The 18295-nt window shown below is 58.5% G+C and carries 19 protein-coding genes and 1 tRNA gene; 15 read left to right on the forward strand and 5 right to left on the reverse strand.

Annotated features, from left to right (window positions below; genetic code table 11):
* Nucleotides 1-9: 9 nt before the first annotated feature.
* From QP934_RS02125 to bcp, 3 genes are all read right to left on the reverse strand, one after another.
* The gene (locus QP934_RS02125; protein WP_419126672.1) at nucleotides 10-996 is read right to left on the reverse strand and encodes an HNH endonuclease signature motif containing protein; all 987 of its coding nucleotides are present in this window, start codon (nucleotides 994-996) and stop codon (nucleotides 10-12) included.
* A gap of 75 nt (nucleotides 997-1071) precedes the next feature.
* Nucleotides 1072-1278: a hypothetical protein gene (locus QP934_RS02130; protein ID WP_419126673.1), complete on the reverse strand. Its 207-nt coding sequence runs from the start codon at nucleotides 1276-1278 to the stop codon at nucleotides 1072-1074.
* A 22-nt stretch (nucleotides 1279-1300) separates the two neighbouring features.
* Nucleotides 1301-1768 (reverse strand): thioredoxin-dependent thiol peroxidase, encoded by a 468-nt coding sequence (gene bcp, locus QP934_RS02135; protein ID WP_284768741.1) that lies wholly within the window; start codon nucleotides 1766-1768, stop codon nucleotides 1301-1303.
* A 96-nt stretch (nucleotides 1769-1864) separates the two neighbouring features.
* On the opposite strand from bcp, the gene QP934_RS02140 reads away from it, so the two are divergent.
* From QP934_RS02140 to QP934_RS02160, 5 genes are all read left to right on the forward strand, one after another.
* Entirely contained in the window at nucleotides 1865-2143 is a 279-nt protein-coding gene (locus QP934_RS02140; protein WP_005323988.1) for a DUF3618 domain-containing protein, read from the forward strand.
* A gap of 52 nt (nucleotides 2144-2195) precedes the next feature.
* Nucleotides 2196-3473 (forward strand): glutaminase, encoded by a 1278-nt coding sequence (locus QP934_RS02145; protein WP_419126674.1) that lies wholly within the window; start codon nucleotides 2196-2198, stop codon nucleotides 3471-3473.
* Between the two features lie 90 nt (nucleotides 3474-3563).
* Nucleotides 3564-4727, forward strand: a complete 1164-nt coding sequence (locus QP934_RS02150; protein ID WP_419126675.1) for an ABC transporter substrate-binding protein — start codon at nucleotides 3564-3566, stop codon at nucleotides 4725-4727.
* Nucleotides 4727-5782 carry a FecCD family ABC transporter permease gene (locus tag QP934_RS02155; RefSeq protein ID WP_049377258.1) on the forward strand — a complete coding sequence of 352 codons (1056 nt, stop codon included), beginning with the start codon at nucleotides 4727-4729 and terminating at the stop codon, nucleotides 5780-5782. Before QP934_RS02150 ends, QP934_RS02155 begins: the two co-directional genes overlap by 1 nt.
* On the forward strand, nucleotides 5773-6534 hold the full coding sequence (locus tag QP934_RS02160) for an ABC transporter ATP-binding protein (protein WP_419126676.1): 762 nt from the start codon (nucleotides 5773-5775) through the stop codon (nucleotides 6532-6534). Before QP934_RS02155 ends, QP934_RS02160 begins: the two co-directional genes overlap by 10 nt.
* Before the next feature lie 51 nt (nucleotides 6535-6585).
* Here QP934_RS02160 and QP934_RS02165 read toward each other — a convergent pair.
* A tRNA-Lys gene (locus tag QP934_RS02165) sits at nucleotides 6586-6661 on the reverse strand.
* Nucleotides 6662-6873: 212 nt separating this feature from the next.
* Between QP934_RS02165 and QP934_RS02170 the strand changes: the two genes are divergently transcribed.
* The 3 genes from QP934_RS02170 to QP934_RS02180 all read left to right on the forward strand — a co-directional run bounded on the left by QP934_RS02170 (nucleotide 6874) and on the right by QP934_RS02180 (nucleotide 10120).
* Nucleotides 6874-8103, forward strand: a complete 1230-nt coding sequence (locus tag QP934_RS02170; protein WP_419126677.1) for a L,D-transpeptidase — start codon at nucleotides 6874-6876, stop codon at nucleotides 8101-8103.
* Nucleotides 8104-8132: 29 nt separating this feature from the next.
* Nucleotides 8133-9089: an MsnO8 family LLM class oxidoreductase gene (locus tag QP934_RS02175; protein ID WP_419126678.1), complete on the forward strand. Its 957-nt coding sequence runs from the start codon at nucleotides 8133-8135 to the stop codon at nucleotides 9087-9089.
* 377 nt (nucleotides 9090-9466) lie between these two features.
* On the forward strand, nucleotides 9467-10120 hold the full coding sequence (locus QP934_RS02180; protein WP_419126679.1) for a LysE family translocator: 654 nt from the start codon (nucleotides 9467-9469) through the stop codon (nucleotides 10118-10120).
* A gap of 26 nt (nucleotides 10121-10146) precedes the next feature.
* Here QP934_RS02180 and QP934_RS02185 read toward each other — a convergent pair whose 3' ends face one another.
* Nucleotides 10147-11130 (reverse strand): tyrosine-type recombinase/integrase, encoded by a 984-nt coding sequence (locus QP934_RS02185; protein ID WP_419126680.1) that lies wholly within the window; start codon nucleotides 11128-11130, stop codon nucleotides 10147-10149.
* Between the two features lie 574 nt (nucleotides 11131-11704).
* Between QP934_RS02185 and QP934_RS02190 the strand changes: the two genes are divergently transcribed.
* The 7 genes from QP934_RS02190 (at nucleotide 11705) to QP934_RS02220 (ending at nucleotide 18292) form a co-directional block, all read left to right on the forward strand.
* Nucleotides 11705-11890: a helix-turn-helix transcriptional regulator gene (locus QP934_RS02190; protein WP_121910508.1), complete on the forward strand. Its 186-nt coding sequence runs from the start codon at nucleotides 11705-11707 to the stop codon at nucleotides 11888-11890.
* Between the two features lie 26 nt (nucleotides 11891-11916).
* Nucleotides 11917-14433: a hypothetical protein gene (locus tag QP934_RS02195; protein WP_419126681.1), complete on the forward strand. Its 2517-nt coding sequence runs from the start codon at nucleotides 11917-11919 to the stop codon at nucleotides 14431-14433.
* Between the two features lie 434 nt (nucleotides 14434-14867).
* Nucleotides 14868-15440 (forward strand): hypothetical protein, encoded by a 573-nt coding sequence (locus QP934_RS02200; protein WP_419126682.1) that lies wholly within the window; start codon nucleotides 14868-14870, stop codon nucleotides 15438-15440.
* Between the two features lie 2 nt (nucleotides 15441-15442).
* Nucleotides 15443-15745, forward strand: a complete 303-nt coding sequence (locus QP934_RS02205) for a hypothetical protein (protein WP_419126683.1) — start codon at nucleotides 15443-15445, stop codon at nucleotides 15743-15745.
* A 391-nt stretch (nucleotides 15746-16136) separates the two neighbouring features.
* Entirely contained in the window at nucleotides 16137-16325 is a 189-nt protein-coding gene (mobC, locus tag QP934_RS02210; protein ID WP_419126725.1) for a plasmid mobilization relaxosome protein MobC, read from the forward strand.
* Nucleotides 16312-17880 (forward strand): relaxase/mobilization nuclease domain-containing protein, encoded by a 1569-nt coding sequence (locus tag QP934_RS02215; protein WP_419126684.1) that lies wholly within the window; start codon nucleotides 16312-16314, stop codon nucleotides 17878-17880. Before mobC ends, QP934_RS02215 begins: the two co-directional genes overlap by 14 nt.
* Nucleotides 17864-18292, forward strand: coding sequence for a hypothetical protein (locus QP934_RS02220; protein WP_419126685.1), 429 nt, complete (start codon nucleotides 17864-17866; stop codon nucleotides 18290-18292). The genes QP934_RS02215 and QP934_RS02220 overlap by 17 nt, the downstream gene beginning before the upstream one ends.
* The last annotated feature ends 3 nt before the right edge of the window (nucleotides 18293-18295 follow it).

Here is an 18295-nt window from a genome sequence, read left to right on the forward strand (position 1 = left end):
GAGGCAGCGCTAACGAACCCAGCGGACCTTGCCATTGACTCGGGCAAGGCGCCCGCGCAGTGGCGGGGCATTGGGATCATCTTGGTTGACCCCGTTGTGGTAGGGGCAGCACACCGTCAGGTTCTCCATATTGGTCAACCCGCCGTGTTTCCACGCCTTGAGGTGATGGATCTGGGCCTTGTCCGCCGGGTGGTTGCACGGCGGCCACGGGCAGGTGGGATTTTCGGCCGCGGCCATTTGCCGCTGTTTCTCGGTGGCGTAACGCGATGTGCGATATAGGTTGACTGGGCCCTTGACGGGGTGGATTAGGGTGGCTAGACCATGCTCGGTGAAGGTGCGCTCGACCAGCTCGGCGCCGGTAATGGTGGCGCCATTCGTTAGGCGCAGGGTGACTTCTTCACCATCGCCGTCCAAAATGCGGTCCAGCGCGTTGAGCGGGATGATGACATTGGTTGTGGTGCGCGCGGAAGGGGCGCCCGAGCCGCGAAGGAGATCGCGTAGGGAATCGAGTGGGTGTGCGGGGTCGAGCGCGGCGTCGAACTCCGCGAGGAAGGCTGAGGGGGCAGTAATCCGCATCGTCCACGGGCCATTCGGCCGGCGCAGCAACTGCACTCCCTCGCGGGGCGGCATGCGACGCGGGCGGAGGTCGCGCAGGCGCTGCTTGGCGCGGCGCGCGATTTCGGAGGCTGGCCCGCGCAGGCGGCATAATTCTACGCGCAAGTTCCAGGCATCACGTTTATTGCGCAGCCGGGAGACGTATTTTTCGATGAGCTTGAGCGTTACGAGGTCGTGGTGGCGGGCAGCCGTGGCCGCATGGCGTTGCTTGCGGCTAAAGCCGGTCGTACCGAAATAGACTTCGGCCATGGCGCGCAGTTCGCGCGCTTCCACGTCCGGCAAACCAAGCTCGAGGAGGGCGCGTTCAGGCATGCCGTGAGCCTCGGCGAGGATGTCCATCGCCGAGGCAATATTGGTGGCATAGGCCTGCAGTGCGCTCATAGCTGCAACTTTAAGCAGAGCCGGCGGGCGAGCCGAGGCGAAGACGTCCGCAACTGTGGATAACTTGTTTAAGCGTCAACTTCCCCGGTGGCCCGCAATGGCAAAAAGGTACGAAACGAGCAGGCGCTTAATCTCTACGACCACGGCATCAAAGTCGTCCGAGTCGCCCGCAGTTGCGCAATTGAGCTGCGCGACGACACTGTGGATAAGGAAGCCGGCCAGGTCAATGCGCTCGACATCCGCGGCGGTGTCACGCCGAGTGAGATCGCAGGCGAGGTACAACGCACCGACGGGTGCCCCAGCGCTAGCTAAGCCCCTTCATCACGCGGGCGACGTGGCCGGTGGCCTTGACGTTGTAGTGCGTTTGGCCGATGGTGCCATCCGGCTCGACCAAGAAGGTGGAGCGGATTACGCCCTGGACGACCTTGCCGTAGTTCTTCTTCTCACCAAACGCGTCGTAGGCGGTCATGACAGACTTATCCGGATCCGAAAGCAGCGGGAAGTTCAGCTCGTGGTCCGCGCGGAACTTCGCCAGCGCCTCCGGCTTATCTGGCGAGATGCCTACGACGGCAATATTGAGATCGTTGAGCTGTTCCAGGGAATCGCGGAAATCGCAGGCTTCCTTGGTGCAGCCCGGGGTATTGGCGCGGGGGTAGAAGTAGACCAGTACGCGCTGGCCTGCGTAATCGGCGAGGGAAACGGTGTTTCCGGCGTCGTCGGCAAGCGCAAAGGCAGGGGCGGTATCTCCAACGTTCAAACGGTTTTCAGTCATGGTTTCCACCTTACTTACCGCCCGGGCTGCACGCTTTTGGGCCGGCGGGGTAGAATGACCCCGTTAAGAGCGAACCTAAGTTAAGAGGAGAACTTCGTGGCACGCAATATTGAAGACATTCAGCGCGATATCGAGCGCACCCGCCGCCAGCTGGCCGGCACCCTGGACGAGCTGGCACAGCGCAGCAAGCCGCAGAACTTTGCCAACGAGGCTAAGACCGCGGCCACCGATAAGCTGCAGGACCGCAACGTGCAGATGGCCCTGGGCGGCGTCGGCGCCGCTGTGGTTGGGCTGATTGCTTTCTCGGTCTTCCGCTCTCGCCGCCGCAAGAGCGACCTGAAGGAGCTGCAGCGCCTGCTGTCCGAGCGCCACTAAATTATGGAAGTCCTCGCACACTGCGGGGACTTTTTTCGTAGGCTGGGTTGGGATGAAGACACCAATCCCTTTTTATTTGCAGGAAATCCTCACCAAGGTGCGCGATAATCGCGACGGTGCCGTGGCGGATTATATTCCGGAGCTGGCCAAGGCTGAGCCCGAATACCTCGGCGCCGCGATGTGCACCACCACCGGCCACGTCTACTCAGCGGGCGATGATGAGGTGGAATTTACCCTGCAATCCTTGTCCAAGCCGTTTGTCTACGCACTGGCGCTGCAGGAGCTGGGCCTTTCTGCGGTGCGTGAGATAGTGGGCATGGAGCCTTCGGGGGAGGCTTTTAATGAGCTTTCGCTCAACCGTGATGATCACCGGCCGGTCAACCCCATGATTAATGCGGGCGCGATTGCGGTCACGCAGTTAATTAATGGCGTGGATTCGGAGCCGGCCGAGCGCGTGGAGCGCCTGCGCACCTATTTCTCTCGGTTGGCGGGACGCGATTTGCTTATCGACGCCCCCATGCGCGACTCCGAGCTCGAAGTCAGCGACCGCAACCTCTCCCTGGCGCATATGCTGCGCAATTACGACATCATCCAAGACGAGGCGCACGATGCGGTTTCGACCTATATCGAGCAGTGCTCGATTGTGGTGACGGTACGGGACCTGGCCGTGATGTCGGCAACGCTGGCCAATGGTGGCGTGCAGCCGGTGACGGGCGACAAGATTCTCGATGCGGACGTGTGCCGGTTGACGCTATCGGTAATGAGCTCGGCCGGCATGTACGACGGTGCGGGCCGGTGGATGGCAGAGGTGGGAATCCCGGCGAAGTCGGGCGTCTCGGGCGGCCTATTGGGCACATTGCCGGGCCAGTTGGGCGTGGCTACATTCTCGCCGCGGCTGAACAAGGAAGGCAACTCGGTGCGCGGAGTGGATGCGTTCAAGCTGCTGTCGAAGGACATGGGCCTGCACCTGATGTCTACGGATGAGCGTTATGGCGTGAACCCGGTGCGCAAGGTGGAGCAGGATGCGGAGCTGACCGTCATTTATCTGCAGGGCTTGATTAACTTCAACGCGGCCGAGACCATCTTGTACGAGCTGATGGGGTCGGATTTTGGCGAAGGTACGGTAGTGCTCGAGCTATCGCATATCACCGGTACAAACCGTATGGGTCGGCGCATGCTGAAAGAGGGGCTGCGCCGCATCCGCGAATCCGGCTTTGATATTGCGATCGTGGATCCGGATGGAGAGCTGGAAGATCGCACCATGTCGGACGGTACCCAGGTGCCCAAGGGAGAGCCGGAAGACTACACGATTAACGGCGAACCCGTTTAGGTTTGGGTTGCCTTACTTAATCAGGTTAGGATGTCCTATGCAAGGCCCTTCGCGTTAGCCGCGGGGGCATCCAACGACCAAGGACTAAAAATGGCTCATACCCCCTTCAAGGTGATGGCGGTTGTGGCGGCATCGGCAACCGCACTCGTCGGCTGCGGCGCAGCTGAGGAAGTAACTGGCGGCTCCAGCGGCGATGCTGAGTTCTCCTTCACCGATATCACCGGCCGTGATGTGGAACTGGATAAGGCTCCCGACCGCGTGATTTTGGGGGAGGGGCGATCGATTTTTGCCACCGGCGTTCTTAATACCGACAATCCGCTGGATAAGGTCGTTGGCATCGGCACGGACCTCAAGCAAAACGTGCCGGATTACTACAACGCGCTGGAAAAGGAATTGCCGTCCGTCAACGAGGTGCCGGAAATCGGCGGCTTTACCAAGGGCGATGTCACCGTGGAGAAGCTTGTGAGCTTGGATCCGGATCTTATCGTGCTGTCGCTGGATCAATACGATGCTTCCCGTGAGGCGGGCCTGACCGACAAGATGGACCAGGCTGGCTTGAAGTATGCGGTCACCGATTTCCGCCGCGACCCGCTGGAGAATACGCCCAAGACTATGGACATCTTCGGCGAAATCTTTGGACAAGAGGATCGCGCAGAGGAATTTAACTCGGATTGGCAAAAAACCGTGGATTTGGTCGAGGCCCGCGCGGAGAAGGTAGAAGATAAGCCGAAGACTTTCGTTTGGAGAGCAGCAGGTGTGTCCGATTGCTGCGGTTCCTGGAACGATTCCAATATCTCCCAGCTGGTCAACGCGGCCGGTGGCGAGAATATCGGCGATAAAGTCATTCCGGGCGAGTCTGGCACAATCACCCCGGAAAAAGTCCTGGAATCTGACCCGGATATGATCATCGCCACCGGTGGCGATTGGTCCGAGATGAAAGACGATGAAGGCCACCCTGTCGGATACGCTGCAGTCGGCTACGGCATTGATGAAAAGGAAGCCAAGGGCAGCATCGCGAAGCTTCCGGAGAAGCAGGCCGGCTTCGATAAGCTGCGTGCGGTTAATGAGCATCACCTGCACAGCATGTGGCACCAGTTCTATGATTCGCCGTTTAATTACCTGGCACTGCTGCAGGTAGCGGAGTGGATCGACCCGGAGGCGTATACCGATATGGACGTCGCCAAGCAGTGGATGGATGCGCAAGAAAAGTACTCGCCGGTCTCTGGTGAGGGAACCTTCTTTAGCACCAACTAATGGAGGGCGCAGAGGTAGCCGCCCTCGCGCGGCAACATAAGAAGTTAACCTGGCAACGCATAGGCATCGTTGCGGGCCTGACCCTGATTGCGGCCGCCGCATTTGTCATTAGCAACTTCGTCGGTGCAATTGATATCAGTCCTGGCGAGGTAATAAAGGGCATTGTGAATCCCGCGGGTCTGGAGGACCAGACGCGCACGGTGCTGTGGCAACTGCGCCTGCCTATGGCCGTGATGGCCGTGCTTATCGGTATGGCCTTGTCCTTGGCCGGCGCGGAGATGCAGACCATCCTCAATAACCCGCTAGCCGAGCCGTTTACCCTCGGCATTTCTGCGGCCGCCGCGTTTGGCGGCGCCACCTCCATCGTGCTCAAGTGGCAGCTGATTGCGCAGCCGCAGTTCAACCTGGCGCTGATGGCGTGGCTTGCTGCCGCGGTGGCTACGGCCATTATTGTTATCGCGGCCGTCATCCGTGGCGCGAAGGCAGAAACCATGGTGCTGCTGGGCATCGGCTTGGTGTTCTTCTTCCAGGCCATGCTGGCGCTTATCCAGTACCAGTCCTCGGCCGAGGCGCTGCAACAGATCGTCTTTTGGTCCATGGGCTCTCTTACCCGCGCCAATTGGGCGGCCAACGGCGTGCTGGCGGCCGTGCTGATTATCGCCCTGCCCATTCTGTGGGCGCTGGGCTGGCGTCTTACTGCTTTGCGGCTTGGCGATGCCCGCGCCACCGCCATGGGCGTAAATACCTCCCGCCTGCGCATCGTGGTGCTCATCGTGGTGTCGCTCGTCGCGGCGACGACCGTGGCCTTTGCCGGCATCATCGGTTTCATTGGTCTGGTCGGCCCGCATATTGCCCGCATGCTGGTGGGCGAGGACCAGCGCTACTTCTTGCCGGCCTCCATGGCGGCGGGTGCGGCCGTGATGTGTGCCGCGCATGCGGTCAGCCTGATGATTAAGCCGGGCCTGGCTATTCCCATTGGTATCGTTACCTCGCTTTTGGGCGTGCCATTCTTCATTGCCATCGTCATGACCCGAAGGAGGGCACTGTGGACGTAGAACTGACTATTTCCGGGCTGAGTGCAGCCTATGGCAAGCACCGCGTACTGGAGTCCGTGGATGTGGAAAAACTCCACGGCGGGCAATTGGTGGGCCTGTTGGGGCCGAATGCCTCCGGCAAGACCACGCTTATCAAGTCCCTGGCCGGCGTCCACCGCGGCTGCGATGGCGAGGTGGATTTCCGCGTCGATGGTACGGCCCCGCGCGGCAAGCGCCGCCGGCAGCTCATCGGCTACGTGCCGCAGGATCTCACGAGCACGGCCGCGCTGCGGGCGTTTGAGGCCGTGCTGATCTCTGCGCGCCGTGAAGCCTGCGAGGACCCGATTACGCGCACCGGTGAGGTGCTGCACTCGCTGGGGCTGGACGCGATTGCCTCGCGCTACCTCAACGAGCTTTCCGGCGGCCAGCGCCAGCTGGTGGCGGTGGCGCAGATGTTGGTGGGCAACCCAGGCCTGATGCTTCTCGACGAACCTACCTCCGCCCTCGACCTGCACCACCAGATCTTCGTATTGGACGAGGTGCGTGCCAAGGCGAAGCGCGAGGGCAGCCTGGGCCTGGTGGCCATTCACGACATCAACCTGGCTGCGCGCATGTGCGATCAGCTGGTGGTGCTCAAAAAGGGCCATATTCGCGCTCAGGGCACGCCCTCAGACGTTCTCACGGGGGCGCTCGTGGAAGGCGTGTATGGGGTAGAGGCGGACGTCGTCCAGCATGGCGGCGCTCCACTCATTGCTCCGCTGCGGGTGAGATAACAAAAAGGCCGGGCTTTTGCCCGGCCTAATTTTTTAATTTAAATTTTTAAGTGGTGCGCCATCAGGGAATCGAACCCCGAACCCACTGATTAAGAGTCAGTTGCTCTGCCAATTGAGCTAATGGCGCATTGTTGACTTCCTGCCGTGTGGCTCTCTGTGCAACGAGTAGATACTCTAGCAGCCATTCTTGAAAAGTGTAAAATCGCCTGGTTATGGCGTGTTTTTAGGGGTCTATAACGAATTGGTTAATACCTGAAGTGGCTTCTGGTAATTGCTGGAACGAGACGCTAATCTAAATTGGTCTTTGAAAGCAGCAATTACGTGTCTAAGGGCAACTCAGTGAAACATTCCCTCCCTATTGCGCGCCGCCTCATCGTGGCCGCGGGCGTTGCGTGCATTTCCCTAGCCGCCGCCTCCTGCTCCTCTGATTCCTCTGCCGAGAATCAAACCGCTGACCAAGAATCCACCGCCGCCGCGAGCGCGAGCGGCGCGAAGGATGGAGGCAAAGAGTCCGAAAAGAAAAAGGACGGCCTGAAGGTTTCCGTAAAGGACGGGGCGCAGGACGTAGACCCGTCGAAGCCGGTAACGGTGGAGACCAACGGCAAGCTCAAGAGCGTTACCATGACCAATGAAGTGGGCGTGGAAGTCAAAGAAAAGCTCTCGAAGGATGCTAAGACCTGGTCTACTGCGGAGGACTTGGGCTATAACCACACCTATTCCATCGTCGCCTCCGATGTGGATGGCAACAAGAAGAACCTCAGCTTTTCCACCCCGCAAGCAGCGGGCGTAGCCGAAGTCTCGCTTACTCCGATCCCGGACTCTGAGGTGGGCGTAGGCCAGGTCATTGGTGTGAACTTTGGTGTGCCGATTACGGACCGCAAGGCAGCCGAGAAGACCATTACTGTCACCACCAACCCAGAGGTTAAGGGCGCGTTCTACTGGGTCAACAACCAGGAGGTGCGCTGGCGTCCGAAGGACTACTGGGAGCCAGGCACCAAGGTTGAGGTGAAGGTGGACCAGTACGGCAAGGATCTAGGCGGCGGAATCTATGGCGGCGAGAACGCCAAGACCAATTTCACCATTGGGGACCGCACCGTCGCGATTATTGATAACGCCACCAAGACCATGAAGGTCTTCAAGAATAAGAAGTTCTTGCGCGCCATCCCGGTCTCGCTAGGCCGCGATTATCAGTACGATACGCCGAACGGGCGCTACATCATCGGTGACGAGCACCCGCAGCTAGTCATGGACTCGGAGACCTTTGGCCTAGCCCATGAGGCAGGCGGCTACCGCACGACCGTGGACTGGGCTACCCAGATGTCCTATTCCGGCATCTATGTCCACTCTGCTCCGTGGTCAGTGTGGGCGCAGGGCAATACCAATACCTCCCATGGCTGCATCAATGTGACGCCGGAGGCTGCCCAGTGGTTCCAGGAGACGATGAAGCGCGGCGACGTGGTGCGCGTGTTCAATACTTACGGTGAAACGCTTAATGCGATGGATGGCCTGGGTGACTGGAATATGTCCTGGGACGAGTGGTCTAAGGGCAACGCGGACGCCAATCAGTAGCGCCCAACCGCGGTGCAGGCGATGAGCGCATGGCTACAGTGGTGGCCATGCGCTTTTCTGTTTTAGACCGCGGGGCGGCCAGCCCGCTGGACCAGGTGGCTGAGCACGCCCGGCACGTGGAGAGGCTTGGTTTCCGGCGATTTCTGGTGGCCGAGCACCACGGCGTGCCGGGCATTCCGGCGGGCCAGCCGGGCATGTTGGCGGCGCACGTGGCGGCGCACACGCAGCGCATTCGGGTGGGAACGGCCGGAATCATGCTGTTGAATCATCCGCCGTTTCTGGTGGCGGAGCAGATAAACCTCCTCGAGGCGCTGTATCCCGGGCGTATCGATATTGGAATTGGTTCCTCTGTTGGCTTTACCAGCCCGGTGCGGCGGGCGCTGCGCCAGGGCGACCCGGCCGAGGTGAAACAGCGCTTTGAGGCGGAGCTGGAAACGCTGTTGCGCTACCTGCGCGGCGAGGAGGCGGTGACGGTGCGGCCGGAGTATGCGGGCACTCCGATCTACGTCTTGGCGGGCTTTCGATCGGCCATGGTTGCGGCCAAGATGGGGCTCGGCGTCATCTTGGGTGGTCCGGTGGCCACGCAAGAGGCTGCCGCGCGGGCGTATCGGGAGCATGCGCTTGCCGACGCCCCACCTATCATCTCCTCGCTCAATATTGCCGTTGCCGATACGTCCGCGGCCGCCCGTGATCTGTTGTTACCGGAGGCCTATGCCAAGGTACTCGCGCAATCTACCGGCGAGTTCACGGCCCTGCGGCCTGCAGGAGAGCTGGATATGGATACGCTCACGGGGCAGCAGCGCCGGCGCATTGAGGAGGCGCTGGCCCATGACGTATGGGGAACGGTGAGGGAAGTGGGGGAGGAGCTTAGGGGCGTCGGCAAGCGGCTGGGTGTTAGCGAGTTTGTGGTGACCGGAGACATGCCAGATGTGGCCGGTCGGGCGCGTTCGGAGGAGCTGCTGGCGAGCATGCAGGCGGAAAACTGAAAAGGCCCGAGCACAAGGCTCGGGCATTTGGGGTGGCTGACGGGGCTCGAACCCGCGACACCCAGGGTCTTGACGGACAACTTCAGTACCTGTACGTATATGTGCGTAGGCAGTGGTCAGCGATATTTTATCTACTGTGTTCTACTGCCGGATACGTGCTGTTACTGGATCGCTTAACGTACTTTTTAACGTACTTCTACGTACCCCTCCGATTCCTCTATTTGAATCGGACGATTTTGCAGGGAAGACACGATTGCTCAATAAAGGCAGGGCAAAAGCGTGCCACTAAAGTGGTGACTTGGGCCATGTTCCGATTAGTCGTCTGACAGGAGTGGCTGGCACATCAGCGTAGGACCACCGGAGGTTGAGGGAGATTAATGGTAATCGGTGATTTTCTCGCGCTAATCGGCGTGTTCGCTGCCGCGGTGGCAGTGCCTGGTCCTGATGTTGTGCAGATTATTCGTTTCAGTGTGAAATCTCGGGCCGCTGGCGTGGCGTGCGCTACGGGGGTCATGGCGGGGTGCGCAGTCTGGATCGCTGCGTCGCTGCTGGGGTTAAGTGCCCTCATGCAAGCTGCGCCCCAATTGCTCGCCGTTCTACAACTGGTTGGTGGGGCTTACCTTCTCTATATGGGGTTTGGCGCGGTGTGTGGCGGGCTTCGAGCCTGGCGATCGGGCGAGTCGGCAGCTCTGCCTACGAATCCTCGCGATCAGTCAGTGGAAACGCGCAAGGCTTTTGGGGTTGGGATGGTAACGAACCTATCGAACCCTAAGTCGGTGCTGTTCTTCGGAGCAGTATTTGCGCAGTTTGTAAAACCCGATATGGGTGCAGAGTGGATGCTGCTGATTCTCGTCACTCTCGTTGTTGTGGGCTTTGTGATGTTTGCTGGCTTTGCGCTTCTCGTAGATGTTTTTTCCAGCTTTCTGTCCCGCTACGGCCGCTTCGTCGATATGGGCACAGGCTCGATTCTTATCGTGTTAGCTCTATGGATGCTTGGAGAAGGTGCTGCGAGCTTGGTGTCAGCTCGCTAGTTCAACTTACTGCAGCGCACGCATGTCTACTTTGGTGTGTCTACGAAAGTACGTGCTTGCGCGGTCGCTCGAATGAGTGCTTCGACGTTGGCGCGGTCGTTGTAGTACTCGTCTGCGATCTGCTCGGTGTGGCCGAAAATGTCCGCCCGTGTCCTCGCGTCCATCACGTCGGCGTACACGCCGTGCAGTGTGGCGCGCCATGAGTGGCTGCGAAGGTCGCGAAGAATCTCGACACCCGTCTCGTCGGCGATCTGTGAGTACAGCTCCGGTACTTTGTCGTCGGCGTTGGTCGCGTCCCATGCGCTCGCCGTCGTTGTTGGTGAGCCTACGACGTGGTGTGCCTCGTCCTCGCGGTGTGTACGAAGGTATTCCGCCACGTCGTCCCTCAGGATCGGTATGTAGCGGCCCTTTTCCTTGCCCTTGCGGCCTTTGACGATGTCGCGCGTTGCGTTGATGATGATGTTCTCGCCGTTGTCCTCGACGTGTCCCCAGCGCAGCCGGTTTGCCTCAGAGATGCGTAGCCCGGTTACCGCTTGCAGCAGCGTCAGCCTCGTAACTCGGGCGTGCGCATTGATTGTTGACTGTCGCGCGCCGCCTTTCTTCGGCTGCACCAACGGTCCGCTGGTATCGCGCGTGAGCAGGTGCTTGACGACCGTGTCGTATTCCTCGCTCGTGAGCGTTCTACGGCCGTCTACCTCGTCTTTCCCCTGTGTGCGAATGTCTAGCCTGGCCCCGCGTATGGGGTTGCCTGAAATGACTCCGTCGCGGACAAGTGCGTCGGCGATGTAGGTCGATAGCACCGTGCGTGCGCTCGACACGCTGCCCGGGTGTGTGTTCGTGACGGCTTGCAGCGTGTGCTCTAACACCCTGAACTGCATCGCGTCAAAAACGCTATAACCCTTGAGTTCAGCCGCGACCAGGTTGAGCGATGCGAGATAACGCCGTTTTGATAGGTCTTTGAGCTGCGACGACTCTTCGATTTTCGGCCGTGTGACTTTCTCGATGTACACGTTCATCGGTGTACGCGGTGTCCACTCTGTTGAGGTTGTAGACAACAGCTCGTCGGCTTTGCGCCGTGCGCGTGCGCGTACTTCGCCTTTCGTCTTTGCCTTCGACCGTCGTTGTATGATCCTGCCGTCGTGTAATCGGACTGACCAGTCCAGCTGGTATCCGGTTTTCGTCTTTCTCGGTGTGGCTCGGTCGATCGATGTATGCCCCGGTTCGATCCGGGTTTTCGCTGTAGTGCTCATACCTTTAACGTACTTTATGATCCGGGTTGGAAGGTACTTGCATCGTAAAGGTAAGTGCGTTACAGTAAGCACTGCGCATAAGCTCTTGTTTTGCTAGAGAACTTTCTAAGACGCTAAGAAACTAAATCGTACACATGCCGGTAACATCCGGAGATGTCGCTCATCGCGCCCCTAAGCAAGGTAATCTCGTGTACGAGGCTGACAGGAACTTAGTGGTAGTGGGTCGCGCCCACGTAAAGCAATTTTTGAGCACGGGAACCGTAGACCGCCACACATAGAAACCGGGAAGGCGTTACCTCCTGCCGGATAGCTTTGCTATCTCAGGAGATTTTTTATGTCCCCGGCTTTTCTGAAAACTCCAGAAGCTGCTGTCTATCTCGGTCTGTCGCGCCGAACGCTCGAACATTGGCGCTACCAGGGTGAAGGCCCTCGCTACTCTCGTCTCGGTCGATCTGTCGTGTACGCGGTCACCGACCTCGACGATTTCACCCGCGCTCGCGCTGTCGGCGGTGGTGCATAATGCAAAAGGGAACGGCCCCCACCGCTGTGAACCGTGAGAGCTGGAGCGTAGATGCTTCAGTCGTCAGTGTATCACAGGAGATTCGTGAACGTTACGAACAAATCGAAAATGATGCTGTCGGTTGGGACGCCCGGTTGGTCGATTTCCAGTCGGACCAGCGTGGAAAATTGACCGATTTAGCCGTCGTTTTACACCGCGTAAATGCCTGGCGCGTGGATGAAAATGACCCGGATCTCATCATCAAACAAATGAATGATGATGAAGATCATTCGAACATCGAGGGTAAAACCGCAGGTCAAACCATTCGAACGCGATCAGGCCAAAATATCCTACGAGGCTGCAGTTTGGCCTGGCCGGATGGCCAGGTCCAAAATGGTACCGGTTCAACTGACGTCGCTGACGATTTCACGAGTGTTGACTTTGGCTCTCTAGCTAGCGTCCGCGCGATGGGTAGTGGTGAAAGGCGTCTCGTCATCGGTTTTGATACCGAATTCGTCAGCGACGACGGTGAGGGTCGCCGCGACATTGTGAGCTACCAATTCAGTTGGATTGATCCGCTCGACGGTACGGAACATGAAGTCGTGATTATGCCCCTTGAGGGACAGCGGCTTCTTGTTGATAGCTGCTTTTACGCGATCTCTCTGCTTGGGAAACTCGAGCGCTACGCCAACGGTTTTAAAGATGTTGGTGAAATTGGTACCTCGGACATGGACCCGCGCGGGATTCTGCGGTCTGGGCTTGGTAAGGATCGTCTACGGGATTCGTTGTTCAAGCGTGCTTCGATTCGTATCGTGCTTGCCGGTCATTTTCTGAACGTCGATGCGACCGCTTTCCGTCGTCCAAAACGTCGGTGCGATGACATCTTGCATGAACTTACATCCGCTGGTGGCGGGCTTGTGAGCCTGCGGCCGGTCCGTGTCGTTCGTACCTCAGGGTTTGGATCGTTCCGGCGTCTTCTTCCCTTCAGTGTGGTCTTCCGTGACACTCGCAATCAGGCGTCTCCAGAACATAAGAGTTTGGAAGCGCTCGGTGATGCGTGTGGTGTTGAAAAGCTCGACGTTGGCGCTGCCATTGAGGACATGGAAGCGCTGTCACGCGAGGATCTGCCGCGGTTGCTCGACTACGCAGCGAACGATGCGCGAATTGTGGTCCACTACCTGGGCACCGTCTGGGGCTACAACACAACCCCGCCGGTCACCATCTCGTCTGGTGGTGCGCGGGCGCTCAAGTCTGGGATTTCGAAGTTTTGGCGGGAAGAGGGGTTTATCGATTCTGGAGATATTGGTAGTGCTCTTGTCGATTCTGGTAAACCGAGCAACGCGATTTTCCGTCGGATGTTCCAAGGACTCAAGACTCGCGGTGTTGAGTTGGAATCTGACCGTGACTCGCTTGAGTACTACGCAGTTCGTGGCCTGGGGCCGGTTGACGGCGACGCGTGTGTATCTCACGCCTTGTGGGCCGACGCATTCGCTGGTGGCTACAACACTTGTCCGTCCCCGGGTGTGCATGCCTACCCTACGTACGACTGGGATCTGCAGTCTGCTTATCCCACTGCGATGGCCAGTATCTATGACCCTGATTACACCGATGGTGGTGTGATCAAGGAACACATCGACAAGCGTGAACTGACTCTCGATGATTTTCCGCTCGGGTATCTCACGCCTTTCGTTGGACATGTTTCGTGGGTCTTCCCCGACGATGTCGAAACTCCCTGCTTGCCGGTGCGGCGTGGTAACTCTCTGATCTTTCCTCAGACCTCATACGGCTGCGGCTTTGGCGAGGACGAGCGTCTCGACGAAGATGGTCTGGACCGTGAGGGTCGGGACCTTGGCGGACGGGATTACATCCGCGAACAGCTCGATGAGATCGCTGCGCGTGTCAACGGTGAGATCGGTGGTGTCTTTCACGGGTCTACCTGCGCCGGCCCCGAGGTCTACCTCGCGTTGAAGCTTGGCGCTCGCGTCTTTTGCCAGACTGGCATCACGCTCAAGCTTCTCACCCGCGAGGTAGATGGTGAGGTTGTGCGCTCCCGGTCTCTGCGTCCTGCGCTTCGTCAGATGGTTCTCGACCGTGCTGTAGCGAAGGAGACCTACGGGAAAAAGTCTCTTCAGGAGCTGACAATCAAGGTTGCGACCAATTCGTGCTACGGCAAGTTAGCTCAAGACGTCGTTGACCAGAACGGTTGGAATGCCTACGCCGAAGAGATGGAGAACATCGGTGGTTCTGCCGTGACTTCTCCCTACCACGCGGCTATGACGACGTCGTTGGTGCGTGCTGCGCTTACGGCTGTCTCTAACCAGACCTCTATTCTGAGCGCGACTACCGACGGTGTGATCACCGCCGACGATGATCTTGAGCGTTACGATCTTTTCGGTCTTGCTGAGATTCTCCGTGAGTCGCGTCTTGCGCTCGCTGATGACGATTCGATCTGGGAAGTGAAGCATCGTCAGACTGACTTGGTGAACCTTTCTACCCGTGCAAACGTCTCGTGTGAGGACGGTGGTGTTCTCGCTAAGGGTGGTGTGCGCACCCCAAAAGCGTAAAGCGCGGCTCAGCTGAGGAACGGTACTACTTCCGTAACCTCGCTCTGTCGCGCACCGGGAAAATCCCCAACCCCTACTCGACGTTCCCATCGTTCAAGTATCTGTCACGTTCTGAGAACCGCCTCGACTGTGTACTGGTCGCGCGCGAGCCTGAGCTATCCACGCTTGACTACGACCTCAAGCGTGAGCCTGTCCCTGAGACGTTCGAGTCTGCTTTGGTTGATGGGAACGAGCTCTGCGGGTTTGCAACCCGCCCCTGGTTGAGCGTGCTCCATTACGACAAGGCGCGGAGCATTGCGCGGCATCTTCAAAACCATCGTCCGGGTGCGGTTCATCTGACGGGTTGTCTTCGCACTCGTGGGGATTGGGATAACTGGGACCGTAGGTACCGATCGAAGGGTGGACGTCGAGTCCGCACTGCAGGCAGTGCTCTTTTGTCTGAAATCGTAGCTGCGCATAAAGCCGGGCTGATTGATGTGCCTGAGTTGTCGTCCTCGCGTCTCACGATCGGCGACAAACTTGAGTGGTTGTCCTCTCTCGGGGCCGGTGAGTTCACGCGGAGCCAGTGGGACCATATGTCTAAACGGGACCGCCGCGAGAATGTTTTACGTGACGCGAATATGGATGAAGTTCGCGCCCTGGTCGATAAATTGAATCGTGAGGAAGAAGAAGAAATGAGTGACAGTCACGCATCTTTTGTCAATGACTTGGCAGGCAGTGTTGCTAATGCTGATTTACCCGATATGGAACCTGCGCTCGAAGCAATAAACGAGATGAAGGCTCCCCAAGATGCTGTCAAGTCTCCTGACTTTGAGCGCCTGGGCGAGGTGGTCAAAGGCGTCGAAGAAGCACGCGCTAAGCGTGCGCAGCGCGAAGCCGAAAAGCAATCTAAGCAGCGTGCTGCTGAAGCTGCTGCGCGTCCTCAACGGCGCAAATCGAAGCATCGGTTTGTGCCTCGTAACCCATCTACTGAACCCGGCCCGGAGGGGCCAGAAATGGAGCTTTAATCATGGCTACGAATAAGCAAATTGAGCGCTCGCTTAATCGCGCCCAAAAGTTGCGAGAGCGTCAAAAGGCTCTCGCCGAAAAGGTGCGCGAGGCTGAGCGGGAAGCTGACCGGATTGTCGGTCAGGCTTTGCGCGAAGGTGCGACCGATTCTCGGTCGCGTTGGGCGAAGTACCGGCACCTCAACATGATGGAGTTTTACTCCTTGGCTGTTGCCGGTGGTGCCTCGCCCGCTGAGCCGGAAAATCGCGGTAGCGATTCCGGTGAAGCAACCGCTGACGAAGTCGGCGGAAACCAGGGGTACTAGGGGGCGGAGCGCCCCTAGCCAGCAGCCCGCAGGAGGACACGACCCGGAGGGTCGTTTGTCCGACAAGGGTGATGCTGGCCCCTCCTGTTGGAAGCCGCGTGGTGTGGGCCACGAAGTAGGCCGAAACTGCTCACGCGGCTGGAGGCGGGAGGCACGTGGGCGCTAGCCCACTTAGCACGGGAACAAGGAGCTGTGGATTATGAGTAATGGGCGACGCGTGACAGTGCGTCTGGGTGACGCAGAGGCTGAGGTGGTGCGTGGCACCGCGTCGGCTCTCGGAGTCACCGAAAGCGAAGTTATGCGTCTGGCCCTAACCGCCTTAGCGGGTAGGCTGCCTGACGGTGTAACTGAGCGTGCGACAGCGGCTCCGGTGTCGCGGGAAGTGGTCGAGATGCGTGACGCTCTCGACCGCGCCTCGGCGGCTATTCGTCGCATCGGTGTCAACATAAATCAGGTTGTCCGCATGGCTCATGTCATGGGCTGGTCTGATGATGTGGTGCCCGGGTTGTGCAAGATTCCCGATGCCGTCGATGGGTTGGACAAATACGTCCGGAAGGCGGTCGACGATGTCGGTAAGTAAAGTGCAGCGCTCCAAGAGTGCTGTCGCTTCCACCATCTACGCCGTGTGGGGGACTCGTAAGGCAAAGAAGGCTGGCGAAGTTCGTGCTTCCGCGCTCTCTGTTGTTGGTCCTCGTGGCTATCATCCGTTGGCATGGGCGTTGGAGGTTCAAGAGCGCGTAGCAAGCTCTGCGCAACGTCGTAATGAGACCATCAACATCATTCAATCTTTCAGCCCTGAAGAACTTGATCCAGTTAAACCTCGTGACGTGGAACGCGCGCACTCTGCGGGGCTTGCTCTCGCTGAGAAAGTGGCCCCTGGGTGTGACGTGCTTGTTGCTACTCACACCGATACTGCTCACGTTCACAACCACATTCTCATAGCCAATCACGACCGCCAGACTGGCTACGCTGCACCGAAGGGTGCTGGCAATGCTTGGCACGTCCGGGAGGTCAACGACGAGGTGATGAAGTCGTATGGGTTGGTGGTGCTGGAACAGCACGAGGTGTCGTACTCACACGATGAACGGATGGCTAAAGCTAAGGGGCTTGATATTGACGGTTCCGAGCTGTCGTTGGATGAATTAACTCGTGAGAACTGGCGCGAGTTTGCTCGTGCTCGCATCGAGGATCTTCTTGAAGATGACCGCGTTGTCGAGGCCCTGGACGCCGATGGCGAAGAGGGTATCAACTCTGCCTTTGACGTGATGGAAGATATTGCGCCCGAGTATCACCTTTCCTTCTCGCGTAAGGGGCGTGGCAAGCGCAAACGTGAGCGCTCGTCTTTCGCGGTTGTTGATGATAACGACGATGTGCTCCGGGTGACCGGTGCGAACGGTAAAGGTAATGCCCGAGCTGCGAGCGCTGGCTCGCGTCTCGGTGCTGATTTCACATTAAACGGGCTTCGTGCCCAGCTGCTGCTAATGCAGGCCAAAGAGAATGTTAGGGAAATAGGTGAATTTGATTATGCCGATGAATATGCGTCGGAAGAAGAATCGGGATACTGGCGAGAATTTGGAGCTGGTGAATCAACTGGCTCAGGAGGTGAAGAACCTTCAGCAGATTGTGGCGGGGCTTCGCAAGGACGTGGTTCACGTGTCCAGGCAGCAGGTGAAAAGCGACCAGGGCGTGAAGAAGCTCTCCAGTTCCGTTGGGGAGTTGAAGAACTCCCCTACGGCATCCCTAGTCGAGAACCACGGGCAGACCTTGGGGGATATGCAGACCTGGTTGACCAACTTGGACGGGCAACTGAAGGTCTTAAAGAATACAACCGTAGGAACGGAGGAATACAACGAGGCAGTGAAACAGACCGTGGCCGTGATGACGAAGGTCGCGGAAGCAGCGGCCCAACTGCCGGTGGCGATTCAAAATCAGAAACAGTCTCTGACGAACGGGGCGGCGGATATCGTCGAGTCCCTGGCGTCTCTGGGAACTCTAGTCCAGGCCGTCCTCGAAGCAAGCGAGGGGCCAATGAGTCTAAGCGACAGCGCAGTCGAGAGGCTGACCGACTGCATCGAGAAGCGTCTGAAGCCGATGGTGGATCAGAGGCTGGAAACGACCATGAACCAGAGTTTTAGTCGCTATGAGGACTCTTTTCAGCGCATGATTGATGATGGCATTGAGCGTCTCGCCCAGGAGCGCGAGCGCTTGGATGCCTCTACTCGGGAAGCTGCTAAGACTGCTGACCGCATCGATAAGCGGTTAAAGGCCGGTGCTGTCAATGTGGCTGGCCTCCTGATGTTTGCCGCTACTCTCTGCCTCGCTGTGGTTGTCGTGTCCGGTGTCTTTGGCATGACTATCTCGGTCTTTGGTCTGGATTTGGCTTTGCCCGAGATATGGCAGCGTACCCATGATGCTGAGTCGTGGAAGGGTCATCTCGGCTGGGGCTTGCTAGGTGTAGCGGTGCTGGCGGGTTTGTTCGGTGCTATCTGGTTTGTCGCAAAGTGGATTTGGGAGCACACTGACTGGGGTGTTCGTTCTGACAAGTGACGA

Source organism: Corynebacterium sp. MSK122, assembly GCF_030229435.2.
Taxonomy (GTDB): Bacteria; Actinomycetota; Actinomycetes; order Mycobacteriales; family Mycobacteriaceae; genus Corynebacterium; species Corynebacterium marquesiae.